Genomic DNA, 20,569 nt, shown 5'->3' with positions numbered 1-20,569 from the left:
AGGATCATGCCGGGTTCCTGAACGCCCTGCTGCGACCCCGGAACCCCGGTCGTGCCCCGTATCGGTACAGATACGTCGCGAAAGTTGACCGATAATGAAGCAAGCCATGCTTTCTGAAGAGAAATTTTACACCTTCATGCGAGTATTCGCCTTGGGGGTACCCTGGCACAGAAGTTGCTGGGCGTGTCATTGACGTAACAACAACCATGACCGGACCTCGGGGAATCCTTTATTTTGAAACCGGAACGACCTTCCAACCTGATCGAACAGCCTTCGATCCTGATCCTGGGGACGCGCGGCATTCCGGCTTCTCACGGCGGCTTCGAGACTTTCGCCGAGCGGCTGGCGCTTTTCCTGGCCGGACGCGGCTGGAAGGTCGGCGTCTACTGCCAAAAGGAGGTCGAGCGCGTCGGCCGAAGGGTGACGAGCGAGACCTGGCGCGGCATCGAGCTCATCACCATCGAGGTCGCCTCCAAGGGTCCGCGCGCAACGCTGGAATTCGACTGGCAATGCGTGCTCGACGCCGCCAGGCGGCCGGGCGTGTGCCTTGTGCTGGGCTATAATGGCGCGGTGTTCCTGACCTGGCTCCGGCTCATGCGGCGCAGGATCATCACCAACATGGACGGGATCGAGTGGCGGCGGCCGAAATGGGGACCGGCGGCGCGCAGCTGGTTCTGGCTCAACGAATGGATCGGCGCCTGGCTTTCGCACAGGCTCGTGGCCGACCACCCGGCGATCGCCGATCACCTGGCGACCAGGCGGCCGCGCAGCGCCATCGCCACGATTGCTTACGGCGCGGACCCGGTGACCTCGGCGCCGGAGGAACCCATTCGCGCGCTCGGGCTCGAACCCGGCAGATACCTGGTCTCGATTGCGCGGATCGAACCCGACAACAACATCCTGCCGATCGTCGAAGCCTTCCGCCGCCGCGATCGCGGCGACATGAAGCTGGTGGTGCTCGGCACGCTCAACGACGAGATCCCCTATCATCGCGCGGTGCGCGAAGCGGCAGGTTCGGTGGTGATGCTGCCGGGCGCGATCTACGACCAGGCGGTGGTAAAGGCTCTGCGCTATCATGCGCGCGCCTATATGCACGGCCACACGGTGGGCGGCACCAACCCCTCGCTAGTCGAGGCGCTGGCCGCCGGCAACATGGTGATCGCGCATGACAACCGCTACAACCGCTGGGTCGCCGGCGATGCGGCAATCTATTTCAGCGACACCGACAACCTGAGCCAACGGATCGATGAGGCGCTGGCCGACGACGCATTGGTGGCGCGCTGCAGCCAAGCGGCGCGGGCACGCGCCCGCGAGGCTTTCCGCTGGGAAGACGTGCTTAGCGCCTATGAAAAGGAAGCGCTGCGGCAGCTCGGCGTTGCCAGCGCCGCGCCTGCGCAAGCCGATCGCGCCAAGCACGCATGACCGGCCCACGCATGACCGGTTGGTCGCGCCGGCGGATCCTCGGCGCGGCGCTGGTCGCGGCAACAGCACCACTGGCGACTACGGTTCCACCGCTCGAATCTCGAGCGCGAGCCGCCGGTGCATGGCCTTTCAGGCGCGGCGTCAACACCTGGCCATGGTTTGCCCTGACGCGCGAATTTCCCGCGCCCCGCACCGACTATGACTGGCCGCCCTTCCAATCGCAGCGGCCCGTGCCGACGCCGGCCGACCTTGCCCGGCTGCGCGCCAGCGGGCTCGATTTCATTCGCCTGCCTGTCGATCCGGGGCCGTTCCTTGCCGCCGACGCGGGCCAGCGCGCCGAGCTGATGGACATGCTCGACGCAGCCGTCGATGCGGCTCTCGCTGCCGATCTGGGCGTCATCGTCAATGTCCAGGCCAATGGCGCTACGCATTATTGGAATCCCGACCGCATGTATTCCAGCACCGCGGCGCCGGAATTCGAAACCTATCGGGCGCTGGTGAGTGAAATCGCCGGGAGGCTGCAGACAAAGACGTCCGGCATGGTGGCGCTGGAGCCTGTCAACGAGCCGCCGCAGGACTGTTCTTCCGAGGCATGGCGGGCCGTGCAGGCCTCGCTGCTGACGGCCGCCAGGGTTTTGGGGCCGAGCGTCCCGCTCGTCGTCACCGGTGGCTGCGGCTCCATGGTGCGCGGCTTGACGGCGCTCGATCCCGCGCCATTGGCGGATTTCGAGCCGATCCTGTTCACCTTCCACTTCTACGAGCCCTATCTGTTCAGCCATCAGGGCGCCCCATGGATGCGAGAGCCGGTATACCGCGCGCTGAACAACGTGCCGTGGCCGGCCTCCGCCGGGACGCTGGAAAGAACACTGGCCTCGGTCAGGGCAAGGATAGCGCAGGATTCCGAGAGGTCCGACGAGGAGAAGAAAACCGCCTACCAAGAAACCGAAAAGGTGCTCAAAGTCTATTTCGATGCGCAACCCGATCGCCGCTTCATCGATGGCTATCTCAAGCAGGTGAGCGACTGGGCGCAGACCCGTGGCATCGCGCGCGAGCGCATCATCATGGGCGAGTTCGGCGCGTTGCGCACCGATGCTCGCTACACCGCAGCACCCAATCCCGACCGGGCCCGCTACATCGCCGATGTCCGGCAAAGCGCCGAGGCCTTCGGCTTTCCCTGGGCGTTCTGGGACCTGTTCGATGGCATGGGCATGATGGACGACACCACGCGCGCGCTCGATCCGGCGATGGTCGAGGCGCTCGGGCTGAGGATGCCGCGCGCTTGATTGTTGAATCAGCAAGCCGCGCTAAGGGTTTGGTTTCCATCTGGCGGCGGCTGCTTAGCGGGAATCGCTGGGATCCTTCGCGCCCCTTTTCCTGCAGGACAGAGGGGCGCCGTAGAGCGCTACGCCCGTGTGCTTTGACGCACCATCGTCCTCACCGGCCGGTAAAGCGCCAGCGCGATCACCACGAATTTGGTCATCAGCGTCGTCTTGGAGGCGATGCTTTCGGAGGTGTTGAGCAGGATGAGCCAGCCCAGCATCGGCAGCCAGATGCCCGGATGGCAGCGGCGCGCGACCTCATGCATGAACAGCGCGAAGCCGAAGAAGATCAGAAGCGTGAAGAAGGCGCCCTGGTAGAGCGTCAGGCGCAGGATCGGATTCTCGATGCCCTGCTCCAGGCCGCTGATGCGGCGCATGCTGTCGAGCAGGTCGACATCGGGCCCAACGATCAGGTCGCGCAGTTCCAGATGCTTGAAAAGATCGAACATCTCGACGCGGGCATTGGCGCTGCCGCTGTCGGAGACGAAACGTTCGAGCAGCGCGTCGAAGAAGCCGTAATAACCGGCAAGCGCGATCGCCAGCGGCAGCAGCGCGGCGAGCATGATCATCAAGGCCGCGCCCAGAAGGTTGACGCGCCCGGTCCTGAGCTGCGCCAGACCCTGGATGAGCAGATAGACGCCGCCGAGCAGAACCGTCAGCACCATGCCAGAGCGGCCGCCGAAGGCGACCAGTGCGCAAAACTGCAGGCCGACGAGCGCCAGCCTGAGCAGCGTCGGCAAGGCGCGCGAGCCCGACAGCAGCGACAGCACATAGATCGAGGTGACCGTGGCGTTGGAGAGCGGGTGCCCCTGCAGCGCCGTCGAGCGCAGATCGTTGACGAACACCGCGCCGTCGAACCTGTAGGGGAACACCAGATGCTTGGTGCCGAACTCGAACAGCGCCAGCAGCGCATTCGCGGTCATGACGACATGGATGACGAGCTGCAGCCAGGCAAAGGTCTTCTCGTCGTCCTCGCTGAGCAGCAGCACGGCCAGCGCCGGGGCGACGAACGTGTCGATCATGCCGGCCATGCCGGGGCGCTGCCTGAGGATGACGACGAAGAGAAGCACCGTCGAGATCACCGCCATCAGCATCGTCGCCGGCCGCTTGTTGGTGACATGGACGACATAGCCGACTGGATTGCCGAAGGTGCAGGAGCGCCAGACGAACACCAGAACGAAGAGATAGGTGGACGGGTGGATCTTGCTCAGCGGACTGCCCTGCAGGCCGTCGTAGTTGTAGCCGGCCAGCCAGAGCATGCCGCCGGAGACGGAAAACAGGAGCAGCACTGCGCCAGTGATGCCGAGGCGGGTCAGGGTGTCTACCGGGACAGTGCGTGGGCCCGCCATGCCGTAGCCCGGAGCCGGGACAGCCCGGGCCGGGCCAGCCAGGATCGAGGCCATGTCAGGCCGCCTCGTCGACCAGCATGGCGCCGGTCGGCAGCCGCCCCATGACGGAGACCGCTTCGGAGGTCGAGGCGACGTCGCGCATCGGCGTCGCATTCAGCCTGGCGACGAGCAGTATCTCGTCGGCCATGGCGACCAGCGGCAGGACGTTGAGGTCGTCGGCCAGCGCGCCGCCGTCGACTACGACGAGCTCGAAATTGCGGTTGGCTTCGGCCAGCATGCGGTGGGCAAAATAGAGCGCCTGCGCTTCCTGGAACACCGCCGTCGGCCGGCCCCGTCCGACAAGCGCCACGGAACTGCCCGGCGCGTAGCGGCTGACCGCGTCGAGCGCATATTCGCCGCGCAGCACGTCGAGCACGCCGGGCTGCGGGTCCTTCTGGCCCTTGCCGGCATTGATGTCGATGAACAGCACGCGACGGCCCCTGGCGGCCGCCGCGTTGGCGAGCTGCCATGCAACCCTCGAGCGCTGCGCCTTGTCCTCAGGCGGCGACGCCACCAGGATCGAGGGCACCAGCGGCCAGTCGGCCGGGCGCCTGGTGGCGGCGGCGATGCGCTGCAGCGCAAGGCCCGCCACGGCGTCGGTCTTCTGGGCCGCGGCGCCTGAGCGGCCCCAGCGGCGGCGCGGCGCCTTGCCCGGCAACACGCCCAGAACCGGCGCCTCGATGGCCGACTGCATCTGATTGGCGGAAAGCACGGTCGGCGAAATATATTCGGCGATCAGCGCCATTCCGATGCCCAGCGCCAGGCCACCGAAAATGGCGCCGAACACAAGCAGCCCCTTCGGCGGCCAGCTCTTCTTCAGCGCCGGCATGGCATATGAGATGATGCGGGCATTGGTGCTGTTGACGTTGGTCTGCTCGCGCGTTTCCTGGGCGCGCTGCAGGTAGTTGGCATAGACGGTGCGCACGGCATCGAGGTCGCGCTGCAGCTCGCGCAGCCTGACCGATGCCTGGTCGGTGTCGAGCGACTTGCCCTTCAGCGACGCCACCTTGGCCTCCAGTTCCTTCTGGTTGGCCAAGGCGCGCTGGTAGTCCGTCTCCGCTGCGGTGACGAGGCGGCCGAGTTCGCGCGAAATCAGCTTGCGCAGATCGCTCAGTTGCTGCTGCGCCGAGATCATCGAAGGGTGGCGCGGCCCAAGCGCGGTGCCGAACTGCGAGATCTGATCGACGAGCGTTGCCTCCTGCGCCCTGAGGCTGGCGATCACCGGCGAGCGCATCGCCTCCGACGTCGCATCCGGCGCGCTGCCCTGACGGCGCAGCTGGTCGACTTGCGCCTTGAGCTGCGCGGTGCGGGTCTGGGCGGCGGTCAATTGGGTGTTGAGGTCGGTTAATTCCTGGTCGCTGACCAGGTTGCCGGCGGCCATCACCATGTTGTGCTCGGCCTTGTAGGCCTCGACGGCATTGGCGGCCTGCTCGACGCGCTTGCGCTGGTCCTCCAGCCGGGCGCTGATCGCGTCGGATGCGGCGGCGGCCGCCTTCGACCGCGCTTCCGCTTGGTCGTCGAGATAGGCCTGCGCAATGGCGTTGGCGAGCTCGGCCGCCAGATCGGCGCTCTTGGCGGTGATGATGATGTTGAGGACCAGCACCTTGTCGTCGCGCTTCACCGCCAGGCGGCGGCGCAGCGAATCGAGCGTCTGCGCCGTCCTGTCGCCGTCGTCGGAGCCGAACAACAAGCCGAGCCAGCGGCCGAGCCCGCCCTGCCCGTTGAAGTCCGGGTTCTCGGTCAGGTTGGTGGCCTTGATAGCACGCAGCAGGACCCCGTTCGACTGGGCCACGCTCACCTGGCTTTCGACCTGGGTGATACCGCCATCGGGCGAAATGCGGCTTGGATTGACGTCGTTGTTGATGACTTGAAGGTCCTGCGGATCGATGATGATCTGCGCCGTCGAGGAGTAGAGCGCCGGCGTCAGCATGGCATAGACAAGCGTCACGGCGGTGAGCAGCGCGGTGACGGCAAGGATCAGGAAGCGGCGCCGTAGCAGGATGCGGCCGAGATCGCCAAGCTCGACCGTGGCTTGCGCAGGCGCGTGCGCGTAATAGGCCGGCGCCGGCGCAATCGCCTCCGGAGCGTTCTGCTGAGGCACCATGAGCAGGGGTGGTTGCAAAGGTCGCTCCGACAACGCTCCATCGGCCGGCAAAGATGAGAATGCGGCGTTGGCCTAGCTATTCCCGGCAACGATTAAAACACTGTTAATTATGTTCATAAATTGATGCCGCGCTGGCACGAAGTTTGCACCTACACAGTGGAATTTGAGTGCAGCCTAAATTGGAGACATCGCGCGCATGCGGCGGAAGCTTGACCTGGCCAGCCGGGCCGCCGACACCCGATATGAGTCGCCCGGGGATCGGTCATGCGCCTGACGCTGCGCCTCAACGGGGATTGCGTGCGCGCTTTCCATGTGGCGCTGGCCGAACGGCTGTCGCGGCTGCCCCGCGTGGAGCTTGCCGTGGACGCCAGTCCGGCGCCCGGCGGCGTGCCGCGCAGTGCCGAAGCGCTGTTCCAGCTTGAAACGCTCATCCATCGCCTGCCCGCCAATGGGACGGCAAAGCGTGTGCCAGTTTCGACACTGACCAGCCATGCGAGACCATCCGCGCCGGCCGATCTCACGATCGATCTCGTCGGCGATGTCGAGCTGCAGGGCCGGCGGGTCTGGCGCCTTGCGTATGACGGCGTCTGCGGCGAAGAGGCCCTGCTGGCGCTCATCCTTGCCGGCCGCACGCCGCTCGTCCGTCTGGAACAGCACGGCGCGACGGTCTCCGAAGGACGGCTCGGCACCGAATATCACGGTATCGCGCTGGCCTCCTTCCAGGACATGCTGGCCCGCACCGCCAGCCTGATCGTCGCGGCGGTCGGCGGCGCGGCGCGCTCGTCGCTTCCGGTGCTGCCCGAACCGTCATCCGAGGCGCCGGCCCCGGCCATGCCGTCGGCCACGAAGCTCGGTGTGCGGGCGGCCAAGGCAACGGCGCGCCGCATCGTCCAGCAGATATACCATCTGTGCTACAACGCCCCGCATTGGCGGGTCGGCTGGCGCGAGGCCGGAGGCAAGGACCTCTACGAGTTGCGCGCCCATCCGCAATCCGGCTGGCGCGACCTGCCCGACGACGGCAGCCGCTTTTACGCCGACCCTTTCCCGGTGCTTTATCGCGGCCAGGTGACGCTGTTCGTCGAGGACTACATCCATCGCACCGGTAAGGCGATCCTGTCGGCGGTGGCCTTCGGGCCGGACGGACCGATCAGCCGGCCGAAGCCGGTGCTGGAGCTGCCCTATCACCTCTCCTATCCCTGCGTGTTCGAGCGCGACGGCGAGATGTGGATGGTGCCGGAAAGCTCCGCCAACCGGACTGTCGACCTCTACCGCGCCACCGCGTTCCCGGGCGGCTGGGTCAAGGAAGCGACGCTCCTGGCGGATATCGTCGCCAGCGACGCCACGCTCGTGGAGCATGGCGGGCGCTGGTGGATGTTCGCCACCGTGCGCGATGGCGGCGGCGCCTTCTCGGATCAGTTGCATCTGTGGTCGGCGCCGGACTTCCGCGGGCCGTGGACGCCGCATCCGAAGAATCCGCTGCTGATCGACATCGCGTCGGCGCGGCCGGCGGGCCGCATGGTCAGCCGCGGCGGCCAGCTTTTGCGCCCGGTGCAGGACTGCCGCAGGAGCTACGGCGCCGCGCTTGGGATTGCGCGCGTCACACAGCTTGACGACAGCGGCTTCGAGCAGGTCGTCGAAACGATCCTCAACCCCGGCGCGGGCTGGGCCGGCCGCAAGCTGCACACGCTCAACGAGGCGGGCGGACTGGAATTCATAGATGGTTCGGCAATGGCGCCCCGCTGGAAGCAGACCCAGCGGCGTGACGCTATGCCTGCCGACCATGGAGACAAGACATGAGCATCGCAGAAGATCGCGAAACGCCTGCCGTGCCGGCCAGCCGCACCGAAGTCGAAGTGGCGATCGTCGGTGCCGGCCTCGCCGGAACCGTTCTGGCGATAACGCTCGCCAATGCGGGCCGCAAAATAGCGCTGGTCGATCCGCATCGCATCCACCACAACGAATTCCGGGCCGAGAAAACCCGCGCGGAGCAGATGAGGCTGTTCGAGAAGCTCGGGCTCGGCCCGGTTTTCAGGTCGCTCGTCACGCCGATGACCGATCTCCATGTCTTCCGCTTCGGCCAGTTGTTCGAGCGCAAGCAGGCCTGGGAATACGCGTTTTCCTACACGCCGCTGGTCAATGGCCTGCGCGCGGCGCTGCCGCCGCAAGCGCCGCTGACGGTGGGCAAGGTCGCCGAGGTCTCGACCGGACCGGACCGGCAGCGCCTGGTGCTCACCGACGGCTCCGTCATCGAGGCCCGGCTCTTGGTGGTGGCCACCGGCTACAGCGAGGCTGTGCGGCGCGCCATCGGCGTCGAGCGCATCGAGGAATCGAAGGCGCATTCGCTGTCGATGGGATTCGATTTCGCGATCTCTCCGCAGGAATTCGGCTTGCAGTCCCTCACCTTCTACGCAAGGAGGGTCGTCGATCGCATTGCCTTTCTTACCATCTTCCGGATCGGCGAGCGGATGCGGGCCAACATGTTCGTCTACCGGACCGTCGCCGATCCGTGGGTGCGGGCGTTCCGCGAAAACCCGCAAAAAATCCTGCTCGAGCTGATGCCGGAGATTGCCGCGCGATGCGGCAACTTCGCGATCGCCAGCGAGGTGGACGTGAGGCAGGTCAGCCTGACGACGACGCAGGGTCACCGCCGCGACGGCGTCGTCTTCATCGGCGATGCGTTCGCCACGACCTGCCCGGCGCAAGGCGACGGCATCCACCGCGTGCTTACCGATGTCGATCGCCTCAGCTCGACGCACATACCCGTCTGGCTCGCAACGCCCGGCATGGCGGCCGACAAGATCTGCGCCTTCTACGACGATCCGATCAAGATCGCCGCCGACGAAAGAGCCATGCGCGCCAGCATATATGCCAGGCGGATTACCACCGAGACCGGGCTGGAGTGGCGCCTACGCCGCCTGCGCAACAACACCGCGCGTCATTTGATGATCTTTGCCCGCCGGTTCCGCGAGGCGGGAAAGCCGAGTGACGCCGGGGGCGCAACAGGAGTTGCTTTCGACCACACCGACAAGGCAGGTCAGGAATTGCCCGCCGGGCCTGGGAACATAATCGTGAGTGAGCTTACGAATCCGTAAGTCGTGATTCCCGGCGAAGCCGGTTTAGATCGCCTTGAGCAGTGTCTCCTGCTCGGCGGGACAGCACTCCCGTCGCATCAATGGCCCGCTGCCGCCTCTATCGGCTCGGCAGCGGGCTATCGAGTGGCGGCTCTCACAAGCGGATTAACCTAATTTTTCATTGCTACCCGGCTCGCGCCTGGGTTGCTTGAGATTGTTCCTACCACCCGGGATATTCATAGCGTAAGCTATGGAGCACAAAGATGAACACCGCGCAGGGCCACGAAACACCTGCTTTCCAGGCTGGTCCGGCCGAAGTCGACGTGGCGATCGTTGGCGCCGGGCTGGCGGGCACGAGCCTGGCCACGGTGCTGGGGAAGGCCGGCCGCAAGGTGGCGCTGATTGATCCGCATCTGGTCCATCACGAGGAGTTTCGCGCAGAGAAGATCGGCATGCATGAGATGCAGGCATTCGAGAAGCTTGGCCTCGGGCCTGCTGTCAGGCCTTTGGTCACGCCGGTGACCGGCACCCATGTGTTCCGCCTCGGCCAGCTTTTCGAGCGCGAACGGAAATGGGAATTCGGCTTCTCCTACGGCGCGCTGGTCAATGGGATGAGGCAAGCCCTGCCGGCCCAAGTTCCGCTGACCGTGGGCAAGGTTGCCGAGGTCTCGACCGGGCCGGACCGGCAGCGCCTGGTTCTTGCCGGCGGCGCCGTGATAGAAGCTCGCCTGCTGGTGGTGGCGACCGGTTACAGCGAGGCTGTGCGGCGCGCCATCGGCATGGAGCGCGTCGAGGAATCGAAGGCGCATTCGATGTCGATCGGGTTCGACCTTGCGATCACGCCGCGGGAATCCCCCTATCCGGCGATCATCTGCTACGCCAGGAACCCGGCGCATCGGATTGCTTATCTCAGCGTCTTCCCGATCTGCAACCGCATGCGGGCAAACCTCTTCCTCTACCGCACCGTGGCGGAAGAGTGGACGCGAGCGTTCCGCGAAAATCCGCAAGCCGTGCTTTGCGAGGTCATGCCGGAGGTGGCCGCGCAATGCGGAAATTTCGCCGTCGCCGGCCCGGTCGAGGTGAGACAGGTCAGCCTGACGACGACCAGGGCGCATCGCCGCGCCGGCGTCGTGGCCATCGGCGATGCGTTCTGGACGACATGCCCGACGCCCGGCGTCGGCATCAACCGCGTGGTAACCGATGTCGACCGACTTGTTTCGACCTATATTCCCGCCTGGCTCTCGACGCCAGGCATGGGCGCCGAAAAGATCTGCGCCTTCTACGACGACCCGGTGAAGGTCGCGACCGACACAGCCGGCATGCGTTCCAGCATCTACGCCAAGCGCATCACCACCGAGACGGGACTCGAATGGCGGCTGCGCCGCTTGCGCAACAACACCGCCCGCCAGCTGATGATCCTCGGCCGCAAGATAAGCCGCCGCAAAGAGCTGCCGACGCCGAGCGCCGCCTGAGGAAACGCCCTGCGAAGTCCCCCTCTCCGGCCGCTTCGCAGCCACCTCTCTCCCCGCCTCTGGCGGGCGAGGACCCAGGTCTGCGAGCGCCGAGATTGGCTATATCGGTCGCGTCGCCCTATTTTCGAGATTCCAACGAGGGTGACGACCATGACCCGCATCCGGGCGATGACGAGGAACGACCTTGCCGACGTGTCACGGCTGCTCGGCCAATCCTGGCGGCGGACCTATGCACCGATCATGGGCGACGAGACGGTGGCCAGGCTCTCCGACGAAAGGCACGCGCCGGAACGGCTCGCGGCCGAGCTCGACGACGAGGACAAGATGTCCTTTGTCGCCGAACGCGCCGACGGCTCGATCGCCGGCTATGCCATGGCGGCGATGGACGAGAAAGGCGACGTGATGCTGGAGCGGCTGCATATCGAGCCGCAGGCTTTCGGCAGCGGCCTCGCGGTCGACCTTCTGCATGCGGTGCTTGCCGCCCATGCCGGCGTTCCGAGCATCGCGCTGGAGGTGATCGAGGGCAACGACCGCGCGATCGCCTTCTATCGCAAGCACGGCTTCGAGGTGGTCGAACGTCGGGAAGCGGCCCATGGCGTCGGCGGCCACGCCTCGCTGATCATGCGCCGCCTGCTGCCGATGGCATAGGGCTTTGTTTTTGCCGCAACTCCAGGCGGAAAACCGCTCACACCTTTCCTGGAATTGCTCTAGATCAGGCGGCGGCGCGAATGCGCAACGCCTGCATGACGCTTTCCTCAAACGCCCCAGCCGTCCGGCCTGCTTCGGCCAATTGGGCCGCATCCCAGCTCCGGCTCAGGCTCCCCTCGGCCATCAGCACCGCGCGGTTGCAGAGCACCGGGACGGCCTCCACCACATGGGTCGAGATGATGGCGGCGTGCCGCCCGCTTGCGCAGAGCGCGGTGATGACGCGCTTCACCTCCCAGGCGGCGACCGGATCGAGGCCGTTCAACGTCTCGTCGAAGATCAGAAGCGGCGGCCGGCCGAGAAGCGCTGCGACGATCGCGGCCTTGGCTCGCGTGCCAAGCGAATATTCGGCGATCGGGCGGTCGATCCAGCGCCCGAGCTCGAGCCGCTCCAGGAGATCGCCGCTCGGCAGCTCGTCCGGCGCGCAGCCACGGATCGAGGCGACGAGCTCGATATACTGGCGTCCCGAAAGCGACGCCGGCAGTTCGTGCGGCTCGATGGCGAGGCCGAAGCCGGCCTTGGCGCGCTCCGGCGCGGCGGCGAGGTCGATTCCGTCTATCGCCACGCTGCCGCCGATCAAGGGGATTTGGCCGGTGATCGCCCTGATCAGCGTCGACTTGCCCGAACCGTTGGCGCCGAGCAGGCCGAGGATGTCGCCCCGGCGGAGCGAAAGATCGATGCCGCGAACGACAATGCGTCCGCGATAGCCGGCGCTGAGCTCTTCGATGCTGAGGACTTCAGCCATTGCGATACCTTTGTCGGGTTCGATGCCACAAGAAGAACACGAGCGCTGCCAGACCAATGAGGACGGTGCGGCCATATTCCAGCGTCTCATAGCTGGCATAGGCAAGCGCGCCGGCAAAGCTCAGCATGGCGACGAAGGGCGCGTTGAGGAAATAGGCGCCGAACACCGCATAGGCGCCGTTCAGCACCAGCAGCCAGAGCCCGCTCGCGACCGGCACCGACCAGGCCGACGGCTCTGCCGCGAGTGCCGCGCCGGCCGGCAGCAGGAAGAAGGCGAGCGACAGCTGCAGCGGCAATCGCACCAGCCGCAGCCATACGCGAACAAAGCCGATGGGCGCCGTGCGCAGCACCGGCGAGCCGAGCGGCTGGCAGCGCAGGCTGAGCATGAAAACAAGAATGCCGCCCGCCAGGCCAGCGACCGCCGCCGGCGCGGCCGAGCGGCCGGCCAGGCTGGCCCAAGCGCCGAGGATGGCGCCAAGCGCAAGGAGCAAGCCGGCGGCGGTCAGCTTCCATGAAGGCCGCACATGACCGGCCGGCAGCTTCCAGGCCCAGCTGGTTAACCAGCGCGGCCGCGCGCGGTCGAGGCAGCGCAGCCAGGGCTTTCCGACCGGAGCCACCTCCCTTGCCGCCTCATCAAGGAGAAGGCGTGGCCGCCGCCGCAGGCGCCATAGGGCTGCTGTGCCGAAGCCGAGGGCAAACAAGATCGCCGCGCTCAAGCCCCAGGTCGGCGCCAGCGGCTTTCCAATGACGGCGCAGGCGAAGCCGACCGAAAGAGCAACCAGCAGCACAAGCGGTCCGGCAAGCACGAGGGTCGCCTCGCCGGCCAGTCGGCGGCGCCGTCCAGCAGCGAGCGGCAGCGCCTTGAGGAAGGGCGCGAAGGCGCGTCGAAGGCAGAGCCCCGAGACCGCGTTTCCGGCGAGCGCTCCGAGCACCGCCAAGACCAATGGCAGCCCAAGCATCCACAGAAGCTGGTCGTTCCGCAGTTTCGGCGCCGCGGCATGCAGCGCGACGATGACATCGGCGATCGCATAGGCCAGAAGGCCGCCGCCGCCGAGCGCAATCCAGGCGAGGTCGCGGCGCCGCATCGCGCGCAAGCCGGCGACCAGCTCACGCCAGAGCAATATCAGGACAAGCCTGTCGTGCCGCATCGATCCGTCATCATGGTTCCGACACCAAATTAGTCATGGCAATTGTGCCGTGAGTTAGGCGACAACCGTTCTGACGCAAGCCAGAAAGGAGATCATCCGTCCAGATTTGCGCAGCGAGCGCCCTCAAGCCGAACGGCGCAGCATCAGTTCGGCGTTGAGCAGGACGCGCGCGTTGTCGCGCTTGGCCGCCGGTGCATTCTCGTCCAGTCGCCGCAGCAGGAGCTCGATCGCCAGGCGGCCGATCTCGTTGTAGTTCTGTGCCACGGTGGTGATCGGCGGACAGGCATAGCGCGACAAAGGATGGTCGTCATGGCCGGCGACGCGCAGATCGCAGTCGGCCCCATGCCCCACCTTCAGGCCGAGCTCATAGGCGGCGCTGATGACGCCGAAGGCGATGCGGTCGTTGGCGCAAAGCACGGTCCTTGTGGGGAAGCCCTGCCCTTTCAGGATGCGCAGTGCCTCGTCATGGCCGAATTTCTCGAAGTCCCAGGACCCGACATCCTCGACCGCTACGATCGAGGGCGTCATCTTGAACCCATGCATGGCCTCGACATAGGCCTGCTGCCGGGCGGAAGCGTTGTTGTTGACCAGCGGCATGGCGAAGTAACAGGGCGGCTCGCCGGAACGGCAGAGATAGTCGACGATCAGCCGGAAGCTCTGCCGGTTGTCGGTGCCGACGAAGGACGAGGTCTCGTCGAGCGGGGAATCGACATAGATCAGCGGGATCGAAGCGCCGAGCTCGGCAAGCACGCGGTGGTGCGAGCGCACGCCGAGCGGCGCGATGATGGCGCCAGCGATATTCATCGAGCGGAACGTCTGGATCGCCTGGTCCTCCATCTCGGCGCGGCCGTCGGAAGACAGCACGAAGGCGAGGAAGCCGGCCTCGTTGGCGATCGTCTCTATGCGTCGCGTCAGCGCCATGTAGAACGGATCGGTCGAATTGGGGATGATGACGCCGAGGATGTTGGAGCGGCGGCGGTTCAGATTGACCGCGAACATGCTGGGGCGGAAGTCGGACTTCTTCAGCGCCGCCTCGATGGTGCTGCGCGTGTTCTGCCGCACCGAAGCGGGATCGTTGAAGTATTTCGAGACCGTGGTGCGGGACAGGCCGACAAAGGCGGAAAAATCCTCCATCGTCCTGATCGTCTTTGCCATCCTTCTGCCCCTGTCGGTACCGCCGTCACGACTGTCTATTTGAGTCACTCCGCGACGCAAAGGCAAGCAATCGTGCTCTCCCGTTCAAGCCTCGGCTGAGAACTGGACCTTCATCATCGCCGGATTGCCGCTCTTGGCGAAGAAAGGCAGCACTTCGCCGAGCGGCAGGCGGTGGCTGACCAGCTTTGCCATGGTGCCGTCGTCGCGGCTTAAGATCTCCAGCGCCTGCGGAATGTTGCGGTTCAGCGAATGCGAGCCGGCCAGCCTTATCTGGCGGCGGAAGATCTCGAACGGGGCGACCGCAATCCTGGCATCGGGCGCGCAGACGCCGAAGACCAGCGCCGTGCCGCCCTCGGCGGTGAGGCCGATTATGCCTTCGACGACCTTGGCGATACCGGTGGCGTCGGCGACGAAGTCGAAACCTCTCGCCCGCGCCGCAAGGTCTTGCGAGCCGGACACCAGCGGCTCCAGCCCGAGCGAGGCGGCGAAGGCGAGACGCGGCTCACTTATATCGGCCACCGCCACTTTCGTCACGCCTCTCGCCTTGAGCGACAAGGCCATTAGAAGCCCGATCGGCCCCGCGCCGAAGACGAGCGCGTTGCCGGGCACGTGACCGCCGGTCCCTACCCCGGCCGCGCCGAGGCCGTTGAGCACGCAGGCGAGCGGCTCGGCGAGCGCCGCCGTCTCGAAAGCGAGATGGCCGATGGGGTGGAGATGATCGACGGCAACAAGGCTGTATTCGGCAAAGCCGCCATTCTCCGTCACGCCATAGGCCTTCAGCGTGGCGCAGAGATTGGTGAGACCCTTGGCGCAGGACGGGCAGTGGCCGCAGGGGATGTTGGGATCGACGGCGACGCGGTCGCCAGGCTTCACCGCCGTCACGTCCTCGGCGACGGCCTCGACCGTGCCGGCATATTCATGGCCGGGCACCAGCGGAAACGCGCCCGACCCATAACGACCATGCAGCACGTCGATATCGGTGTGGCAGAGCCCTGCCGCGTGCACCCGCAGCAGAGCGTGGCCGGGCCTGATTGCGGGCATTTCGAGCTCCGCCATGCAGGCATCGCCGGCCGCGGCAAATCGGATGGCCTTCATTGTCATCTCCCTCGAAACCAGATGATTGCCCTCAGCTCATCCAGTTGCCGCCGTCGACATTGTAGGTCTGGGCCAGGATGTAGTCGCTGTCGGACGAGGCGAGAAAAACGGCGAGTCCGGCAATGTCTTCGGGCCGCGCGAAACGGCCGATCGGCACCGACTTCGCCACCGCCGCCTTCTTCTCGCCCGGCTTCAAGCCTTCCCATTTGGCGAAATGCGCATCGACCGCGTCCCAATGCTCGCCGTCGACGACGCCAGGCGCAATCGCGTTGACATTGATGCCGTGCTTGACCAGCGCAAGCGCGGCCGACTGCGTGGCCGAGATGATCGCCGCCTTGGAGGCGCAGTAGAGCGTCACCAGTGCCTCGCCGCGGCGGCCGGCCTGGCTCGCCATGTTGATGATCTTGCCGCCACGGCCACGCGCGATCATGACGTTGGCCACCGCCTTCATCACGAAGAGCGGGCCCTTGAGATTGATGCCGAAGACGCGCTCATAGCTTTGTTCGGTGATGTCGGTGATCGGCGCCATGTCGAAGATGGCCGCATTGTTGACGAGAATGTCGATGCCGCCGAATTCGCGGTCGATTTCGGCGACGACATTTTCGATCGCGGCAAGGTCCGTGACGTCGAGCTTCCTTGCGCTTGCCGCCGGACCGATTTCCCTGGCCGCCCGCGTTGCGCGTTCGATGTCGATGTCGGCGATCACCACTTTGGCGCCTTCACGCGCAAAGGCCTGCGCGAAGCCGAGGCCGATACCGCGCGCGCCGCCGGTGATCAGGGCGATTTTGTCCTTCAGCTTCATTGCAGTTCCCAATTCTTCCGCGTTTCGAAAATGTTTGCCGGGCGCGGGGGGCAGTTTGTCTGATCCGCTATCGAGGAAGGCACGGATCCACCTTTGTTCAGGCAATTCCGAACAAAGAAACGCCACGCGCTTCTCCTCGAATTGCCCAGGCGGATCCGCGCATCCTCCGGCCAGCCGCAGGGGAGTTCCGCGGCGGGCCGGATGGCCGGAGGCGGCGCACGTTCCGCTTCCCGGCTTGAGCGGCTGCGCCTATTTGATGTAGCCCGCCTCCTCCATCGTCTTCTCGACGGAAGCCTGGGCCTCGTTCAGCGCGTCGTCCACCGACTGCTCGCCGGTGACGGCCGCCGCGATCGCCTGGCCTACCTGCGTGCCGATGCCCTGGAACTCGGGTATGGCGACGAACTGGATGCCCGTATAGGGCACCGGATCCTTGGTCTGCTTGGTCGGATCGGCGGATTCAATCGCGGCAAGCACGGTTGCGGCAAAGGGCGCCGCCTTCTGGTAATCCGCGCTGGCATAGGTGGATTTGCGCGTTCCCGGCGGTGCCGCAACCCAGCCCTCGGTCTCGCCGACGCGCTGGACATAGGCCTTCGAAGTCGCCCATTTGACGAAGGATTTCGCCGTGTCCGCCTTCTTGGTCGAGGTCGGGATGGCCAGGCTCCAGGCCCAGCCCCAGGCCGAACCGTTTGGCGTGACCGCGACCGGGGCCTTGGCGAAGGCGACCTTGTCGGCGACCTTGCTCTGCTTCGGATCATAGACCCGGCCGGCGGCGGACGTGGCGTCGATCCACATCGCGCAATGACCCGAGGCAAACAGCGTCTGGTTCTCGTTGAAGCCGTTGGAGCTGATGCCCGGAGGGCCATCCTTCTTCATCGTGTCGACATACCAGCCGATCGCCTTCTTCCACGCTTCGGAATTGAGCTGCGGCTTCCAATCCATGTCGAACCAGCGGCCGCCGAAGGTGTTCACCAGCGTGCCGATATAAGCCATGTTCTCGCCCCAGCCCGGCTTGCCGCGCAGGCACAGCCCATACTGTTCCTTCGACTTGTCAGTGAGCTTATTGGCGAATTCAGTGATTTGGTCGTAGGTCGGCTGCTCGGGCATCTTGAGGCCGGCGGCGTCGAACAGGTCCTTGCGGTAGAGCGTGAAAGAGCTCTCGGCATAGAACGGCACCGCATAGAGATTGCCGTCGACGGTCAAACCACTGCGCACCGGCGCGATGAGATCGTCATAGTCGTAATCGGCGCCGAGATCATTGAGCGGCGTCAGCCAGCCGGCCTTGCCCCAGATCGGCGTCTCGTAGCCGCCGATGGTCATCACGTCAAACTGGCCGCCCTTGGTGGCGATATCGGTGGTGACGCGCTCGCGCAGCACGTTCTCTTCGAGCACCACCCAGTTGATCTTGTTGCCGGTCGCCTTTTCCCACTCCGGCGCCAGTTTCTGCATGATGATCATGTCGCCGTTGTTGACCGTGGCGACCGTGATTTCCTCCGACAGGGCAGCGCCTGCCATCAGCGCCGAGGCCGCAGTAGCCGCGGCGAGAGTTCCCATAAGCCTACGCATTGGCATTCCGTCTCCTCCTTTACGAATGCGCATGCAAAACTGAACATGCGTTCATATTCTATCGCGCTACAGGATCATATAGTCAAGCCCCGTGATCCTAGCTTTCGCAAGAAGTCCCTATACGACGGGGCTTCTCGTTCAGATGAGCAATGCACCTCACGTGACACGAAAGTGAACACGCGTATAGTTTTTATTGACATCATCGCTGCCACGTTTTACCTCGATCGAGTCCGGCGCAATCGTGGACCGCTGGCGCCGGTCCGGCTGGGGAGAAGGAATTGCATCGATGAGCCGAGGGGAGATTGCCGCCGAAGCGACCGGGCCCACCATCGTCGCCGGCGAAATCCTGGTCGAGATCATGGCGAGCGAGCGCGGCCAAGGCTTCCTCGAGCCGCTGGCGCTGACCGGCCCCTACCCCAGCGGCGCGCCAGCCATCTTCATCGACCAGGTGGCGAAACTCGGTGGCGGCGCCGGCATCATCGCCTGCGTCGGCCGCGATGATTTCGGCACCATCAACCTGGAACGGCTGCGGCGCGACGGTGTCGACGTCTCGGCCGTGTCGATCAGCGAGCGCTATCCGACGGGAAGCGCCTTCGTGCGTTACAGACCCGACGGCGGCCGCGACTTCGTCTATAACATCGCCGAATCCGCCGCCGGGCGCATTGGCCTGACGGAAGAAGCGCGGCGGCTGGCCGACGGCGCCGGTCACCTTCACGTCATGGGCTCGGCCCTGTCGATCGCCGGGCTGAAGGAGATCGTCGCCTATGCCGCGAAGGCCGTGCGCGCCCGCGGCGGCTCGACCTCCTTCGATCCGAATGTGCGCAAGGAATTGATCGACGGCGCAGACGGCGCGCAGTTTTCCGCGCTGGTCGACGACGCCGACCTGCTCTTGCCCTCCGGCGACGAACTGCTCGCGGCGGGCGGCGTCGCGGACGAGCGGCAGGCGGTGGCAGCGCTGATTGCGCGCGGTGTCGGTGAGATCGTGCTGAAGCGCGGCGCTGCAGGCTCTACCCGCTTCGGCGCCGATGGCAGCCGCACCGACTGCGCCGGCTTCCTGGTCGAGGAGATCGACCCGACCGGCGCCGGGGACTGTTTCGGCGCAACCTATCTCACCTGCCGCCGCAAAGGTATCGAGCCCGGCAAGGCGCTGCTTTACGCCAATGCCGCCGGCGCGCTCAACGTGACGCGGCTCGGGCCGATGGAAGGGCTGGCCGGCTTCGACGCGCTCGATCGGTTCATAGCCGGGACGGACCGGGCCAAATGACGATGACGGCCAACCCGCTTCAAGGCCTGGCGACTGCCCGCCGCAACGGCAGGCCCTACGGCATCACCTCGGTCTGCTCGGCGCATCCGCTGGTGATCCAGGCAGCGATCCGGCGCGCCGTCGCCGACAAGGACGCCATGCTCCTGATCGAGGCCACCTGCAATCAGGTCAACCAGTTCGGCGGCTATACCGGCATGACGCCCGATCTGTTCGTCGCCTTCGTGCAGGAGATCGCAGGCCGCGAAGGACTCTCCGCCTCGCGCGTCATCTTCGGCGGCGACCATCTGGGGCCGAACCCCTGGAAGGCCGAGCCGGCGGCGCAGGCGATGAGCAAGGCCGAAGCGATGGTTACGGCCTATGTCTGGGCCGGTTTCAGCAAGATCCATCTCGATGCCTCGATGGGCTGTGCAGGCGAACCAGCGGCGCTCGACGACGAGACCATCGCGACGCGCGCCGCGCGGCTTGCCAAGGCGGCGGAAAAGGCGGCGCGCTCGCGTGGCGGTGCTGCGCCGCTCTACATCATCGGCACCGAGGTGCCGGTGCCGGGCGGCGCCGATCATGCCATCAGCGACCTGAAGCCGACGGAGGCGACCGCCGCGCGCCGCACCATCGACATCCATCGCGAGATCTTTTCCCGTGAGGGGCTGGAGGAAGCATTCGGCCGTGTCATCGCCGTGGTCGTGCAGCCGGGCGTCGAATTCGGCAGCGAAAATGTCGTCGCCTACAGGCCAGAGGCATCCGCTCCGCTGACCGCCCTCCTCGACCTTGAAACCGCTCTCGTCTACGAAGCGCATTCGACAGATTACCAGAGCCGTTCGGCGCTGACGGCGCTGGTCGCCAATGGTTTCCCGATCCTCAAAGTGGGGCCCGGCTTGACCTTCGCACTGCGCGAGGCGCTTTACGGGCTGGATCTCGTCGCCTCCGAAATGGTCTGCGGCTATGGTGAGCGCTCGCTTGCCAAGGCGATGGAAACGCTGATGCTGTCCGCGCCGGGCAACTGGCGCAGCCACTACCATGGTAACGACAGGCGCCTCTATCTGCAGCGGCATTACAGCTACAGCGACCGCATCCGCTATTATTGGAGCAACCCCGCGGCAAGCGTCGCGGTCGCGCGCCTGCGCGAAGCGCTGAGCGGCGTCGCGATTCCCGAGACGCTGATGGGGCAGTTCCTGCCGACGCTGCCAGCGAAGGTCGGCGCCGCCGGCGATCCCGAGGCGATCCTGCTCGCGGCCGTCGACCTGGTGCTTGCCGATTACGACGCCGCCTGCCGCCAGGCCTGACGCTGGACGCTTCCTCCCCCAGCCCTATAATTTAGCC

16 protein-coding genes are annotated in these 20,569 nt (G+C 65.8%); 8 read left to right on the top strand and 8 right to left on the bottom strand.

Annotated features, from left to right (window positions below):
• Positions 1-234: 234 nt before the first annotated feature.
• Positions 235-1,422, top strand: coding sequence for a DUF1972 domain-containing protein (locus P9273_RS18570; RefSeq protein WP_278050199.1), 1,188 nt, complete (start codon positions 235-237; stop codon positions 1,420-1,422).
• 11 nt (positions 1,423-1,433) lie between these two features.
• A complete protein-coding gene (locus tag P9273_RS18565) occupies positions 1,434-2,705 on the top strand; it encodes a glycoside hydrolase family 5 protein (protein ID WP_278050254.1) in 1,272 nt (423 codons plus the stop codon).
• A 119-nt stretch (positions 2,706-2,824) separates the two neighbouring features.
• Here the strand turns inward: P9273_RS18565 and P9273_RS18560 are convergent, their stop codons facing one another.
• Positions 2,825-4,144 carry a VpsF family polysaccharide biosynthesis protein gene (locus tag P9273_RS18560; RefSeq protein ID WP_442920239.1) on the bottom strand — a complete coding sequence of 440 codons (1,320 nt, stop codon included), beginning with the start codon at positions 4,142-4,144 and terminating at the stop codon, positions 2,825-2,827.
• A 1-nt stretch (position 4,145) separates the two neighbouring features.
• Complete coding sequence (locus tag P9273_RS18555; RefSeq protein ID WP_278050198.1) at positions 4,146-6,251, bottom strand: GumC family protein; 2,106 nt, start codon at positions 6,249-6,251, stop codon at positions 4,146-4,148.
• Positions 6,252-6,497: 246 nt separating this feature from the next.
• On the opposite strand from P9273_RS18555, the gene P9273_RS18550 reads away from it, so the two are divergent.
• The 4 genes from P9273_RS18550 to P9273_RS18535 all read left to right on the top strand — a co-directional run bounded on the left by P9273_RS18550 (position 6,498) and on the right by P9273_RS18535 (position 11,424).
• Entirely contained in the window at positions 6,498-8,030 is a 1,533-nt protein-coding gene (locus tag P9273_RS18550; protein WP_278050197.1) for a glucosamine inositolphosphorylceramide transferase family protein, read from the top strand.
• Positions 8,027-9,325, top strand: coding sequence for an FAD-dependent oxidoreductase (locus P9273_RS18545; RefSeq protein ID WP_278050196.1), 1,299 nt, complete (start codon positions 8,027-8,029; stop codon positions 9,323-9,325). Before P9273_RS18550 ends, P9273_RS18545 begins: the two co-directional genes overlap by 4 nt.
• 242 nt (positions 9,326-9,567) lie before the next feature.
• Positions 9,568-10,776, top strand: a complete 1,209-nt coding sequence (locus P9273_RS18540; RefSeq protein ID WP_278050195.1) for an FAD-dependent oxidoreductase — start codon at positions 9,568-9,570, stop codon at positions 10,774-10,776.
• Between the two features lie 150 nt (positions 10,777-10,926).
• Positions 10,927-11,424: a GNAT family N-acetyltransferase gene (locus P9273_RS18535; protein WP_278050194.1), complete on the top strand. Its 498-nt coding sequence runs from the start codon at positions 10,927-10,929 to the stop codon at positions 11,422-11,424.
• Between the two features lie 64 nt (positions 11,425-11,488).
• Here the strand turns inward: P9273_RS18535 and P9273_RS18530 are convergent, their stop codons facing one another.
• From P9273_RS18530 to P9273_RS18505, 6 genes are all read right to left on the bottom strand, one after another.
• Entirely contained in the window at positions 11,489-12,226 is a 738-nt protein-coding gene (locus P9273_RS18530) for an ABC transporter ATP-binding protein (protein WP_278050193.1), read from the bottom strand.
• Positions 12,219-13,373, bottom strand: a complete 1,155-nt coding sequence (locus P9273_RS18525; protein ID WP_278050192.1) for a hypothetical protein — start codon at positions 13,371-13,373, stop codon at positions 12,219-12,221. Before P9273_RS18525 ends, P9273_RS18530 begins: the two co-directional genes overlap by 8 nt.
• Positions 13,374-13,496: 123 nt before the next feature.
• Positions 13,497-14,507 carry a LacI family DNA-binding transcriptional regulator gene (locus tag P9273_RS18520; protein ID WP_278050252.1) on the bottom strand — a complete coding sequence of 337 codons (1,011 nt, stop codon included), beginning with the start codon at positions 14,505-14,507 and terminating at the stop codon, positions 13,497-13,499.
• Positions 14,508-14,612: 105 nt separating this feature from the next.
• A complete protein-coding gene (locus P9273_RS18515) occupies positions 14,613-15,623 on the bottom strand; it encodes a zinc-dependent alcohol dehydrogenase family protein (RefSeq protein WP_278050191.1) in 1,011 nt (336 codons plus the stop codon).
• 31 nt (positions 15,624-15,654) lie between these two features.
• The gene (locus P9273_RS18510) at positions 15,655-16,425 is read right to left on the bottom strand and encodes an L-iditol 2-dehydrogenase (RefSeq protein ID WP_278050190.1); all 771 of its coding nucleotides are present in this window, start codon (positions 16,423-16,425) and stop codon (positions 15,655-15,657) included.
• Positions 16,426-16,674: 249 nt separating this feature from the next.
• A complete protein-coding gene (locus P9273_RS18505; protein ID WP_442920238.1) occupies positions 16,675-17,994 on the bottom strand; it encodes an ABC transporter substrate-binding protein in 1,320 nt (439 codons plus the stop codon).
• 280 nt (positions 17,995-18,274) lie between these two features.
• Between P9273_RS18505 and P9273_RS18500 the strand changes: the two genes are divergently transcribed.
• The gene (locus tag P9273_RS18500) at positions 18,275-19,252 is read left to right on the top strand and encodes a tagatose kinase (RefSeq protein ID WP_278050189.1); all 978 of its coding nucleotides are present in this window, start codon (positions 18,275-18,277) and stop codon (positions 19,250-19,252) included.
• Complete coding sequence (locus tag P9273_RS18495) at positions 19,249-20,532, top strand: D-tagatose-bisphosphate aldolase, class II, non-catalytic subunit (RefSeq protein WP_442920237.1); 1,284 nt, start codon at positions 19,249-19,251, stop codon at positions 20,530-20,532. The genes P9273_RS18500 and P9273_RS18495 overlap by 4 nt, the downstream gene beginning before the upstream one ends.
• The last annotated feature ends 37 nt before the right edge of the window (positions 20,533-20,569 follow it).

It is taken from the genome of Mesorhizobium sp. WSM4935 (assembly GCF_029625735.1).
Classification (GTDB): domain Bacteria; phylum Pseudomonadota; class Alphaproteobacteria; order Rhizobiales; family Rhizobiaceae; genus Mesorhizobium.
The sequence above is the reverse complement of the archived record's forward strand: the minus strand, read 5'-3'. Positions and strand labels throughout refer to the sequence as shown.

Excerpts from the sequence above, each read along its gene's own strand:
- P9273_RS18565 (WP_278050254.1), top strand. The coding sequence starts at position 1,434 with ATGACCGGTTGGTCGCGCCGGCGGATCCTCGGCGCGGCGCTGGTCGCG.
- P9273_RS18560 (WP_442920239.1), bottom strand. The coding sequence starts at position 4,144 with ATGGCCTCGATCCTGGCTGGCCCGGCCCGGGCTGTCCCGGCTCCGGGC.
- P9273_RS18550 (WP_278050197.1), top strand. The coding sequence starts at position 6,498 with ATGCGCCTGACGCTGCGCCTCAACGGGGATTGCGTGCGCGCTTTCCAT.
- P9273_RS18545 (WP_278050196.1), top strand. The coding sequence starts at position 8,027 with ATGAGCATCGCAGAAGATCGCGAAACGCCTGCCGTGCCGGCCAGCCGC.
- P9273_RS18540 (WP_278050195.1), top strand. The coding sequence starts at position 9,568 with ATGAACACCGCGCAGGGCCACGAAACACCTGCTTTCCAGGCTGGTCCG.
- P9273_RS18535 (WP_278050194.1), top strand. The coding sequence starts at position 10,927 with ATGACCCGCATCCGGGCGATGACGAGGAACGACCTTGCCGACGTGTCA.
- P9273_RS18530 (WP_278050193.1), bottom strand. The coding sequence starts at position 12,226 with ATGGCTGAAGTCCTCAGCATCGAAGAGCTCAGCGCCGGCTATCGCGGA.
- P9273_RS18525 (WP_278050192.1), bottom strand. The coding sequence starts at position 13,373 with ATGCGGCACGACAGGCTTGTCCTGATATTGCTCTGGCGTGAGCTGGTC.
- P9273_RS18520 (WP_278050252.1), bottom strand. The coding sequence starts at position 14,507 with ATGGAGGATTTTTCCGCCTTTGTCGGCCTGTCCCGCACCACGGTCTCG.
- P9273_RS18515 (WP_278050191.1), bottom strand. The coding sequence starts at position 15,623 with ATGAAGGCCATCCGATTTGCCGCGGCCGGCGATGCCTGCATGGCGGAG.
- P9273_RS18510 (WP_278050190.1), bottom strand. The coding sequence starts at position 16,425 with ATGAAGCTGAAGGACAAAATCGCCCTGATCACCGGCGGCGCGCGCGGT.
- P9273_RS18505 (WP_442920238.1), bottom strand. The coding sequence starts at position 17,994 with ATGCCAATGCGTAGGCTTATGGGAACTCTCGCCGCGGCTACTGCGGCC.
- P9273_RS18500 (WP_278050189.1), top strand. The coding sequence starts at position 18,275 with ATGAGCCGAGGGGAGATTGCCGCCGAAGCGACCGGGCCCACCATCGTC.
- P9273_RS18495 (WP_442920237.1), top strand. The coding sequence starts at position 19,249 with ATGACGATGACGGCCAACCCGCTTCAAGGCCTGGCGACTGCCCGCCGC.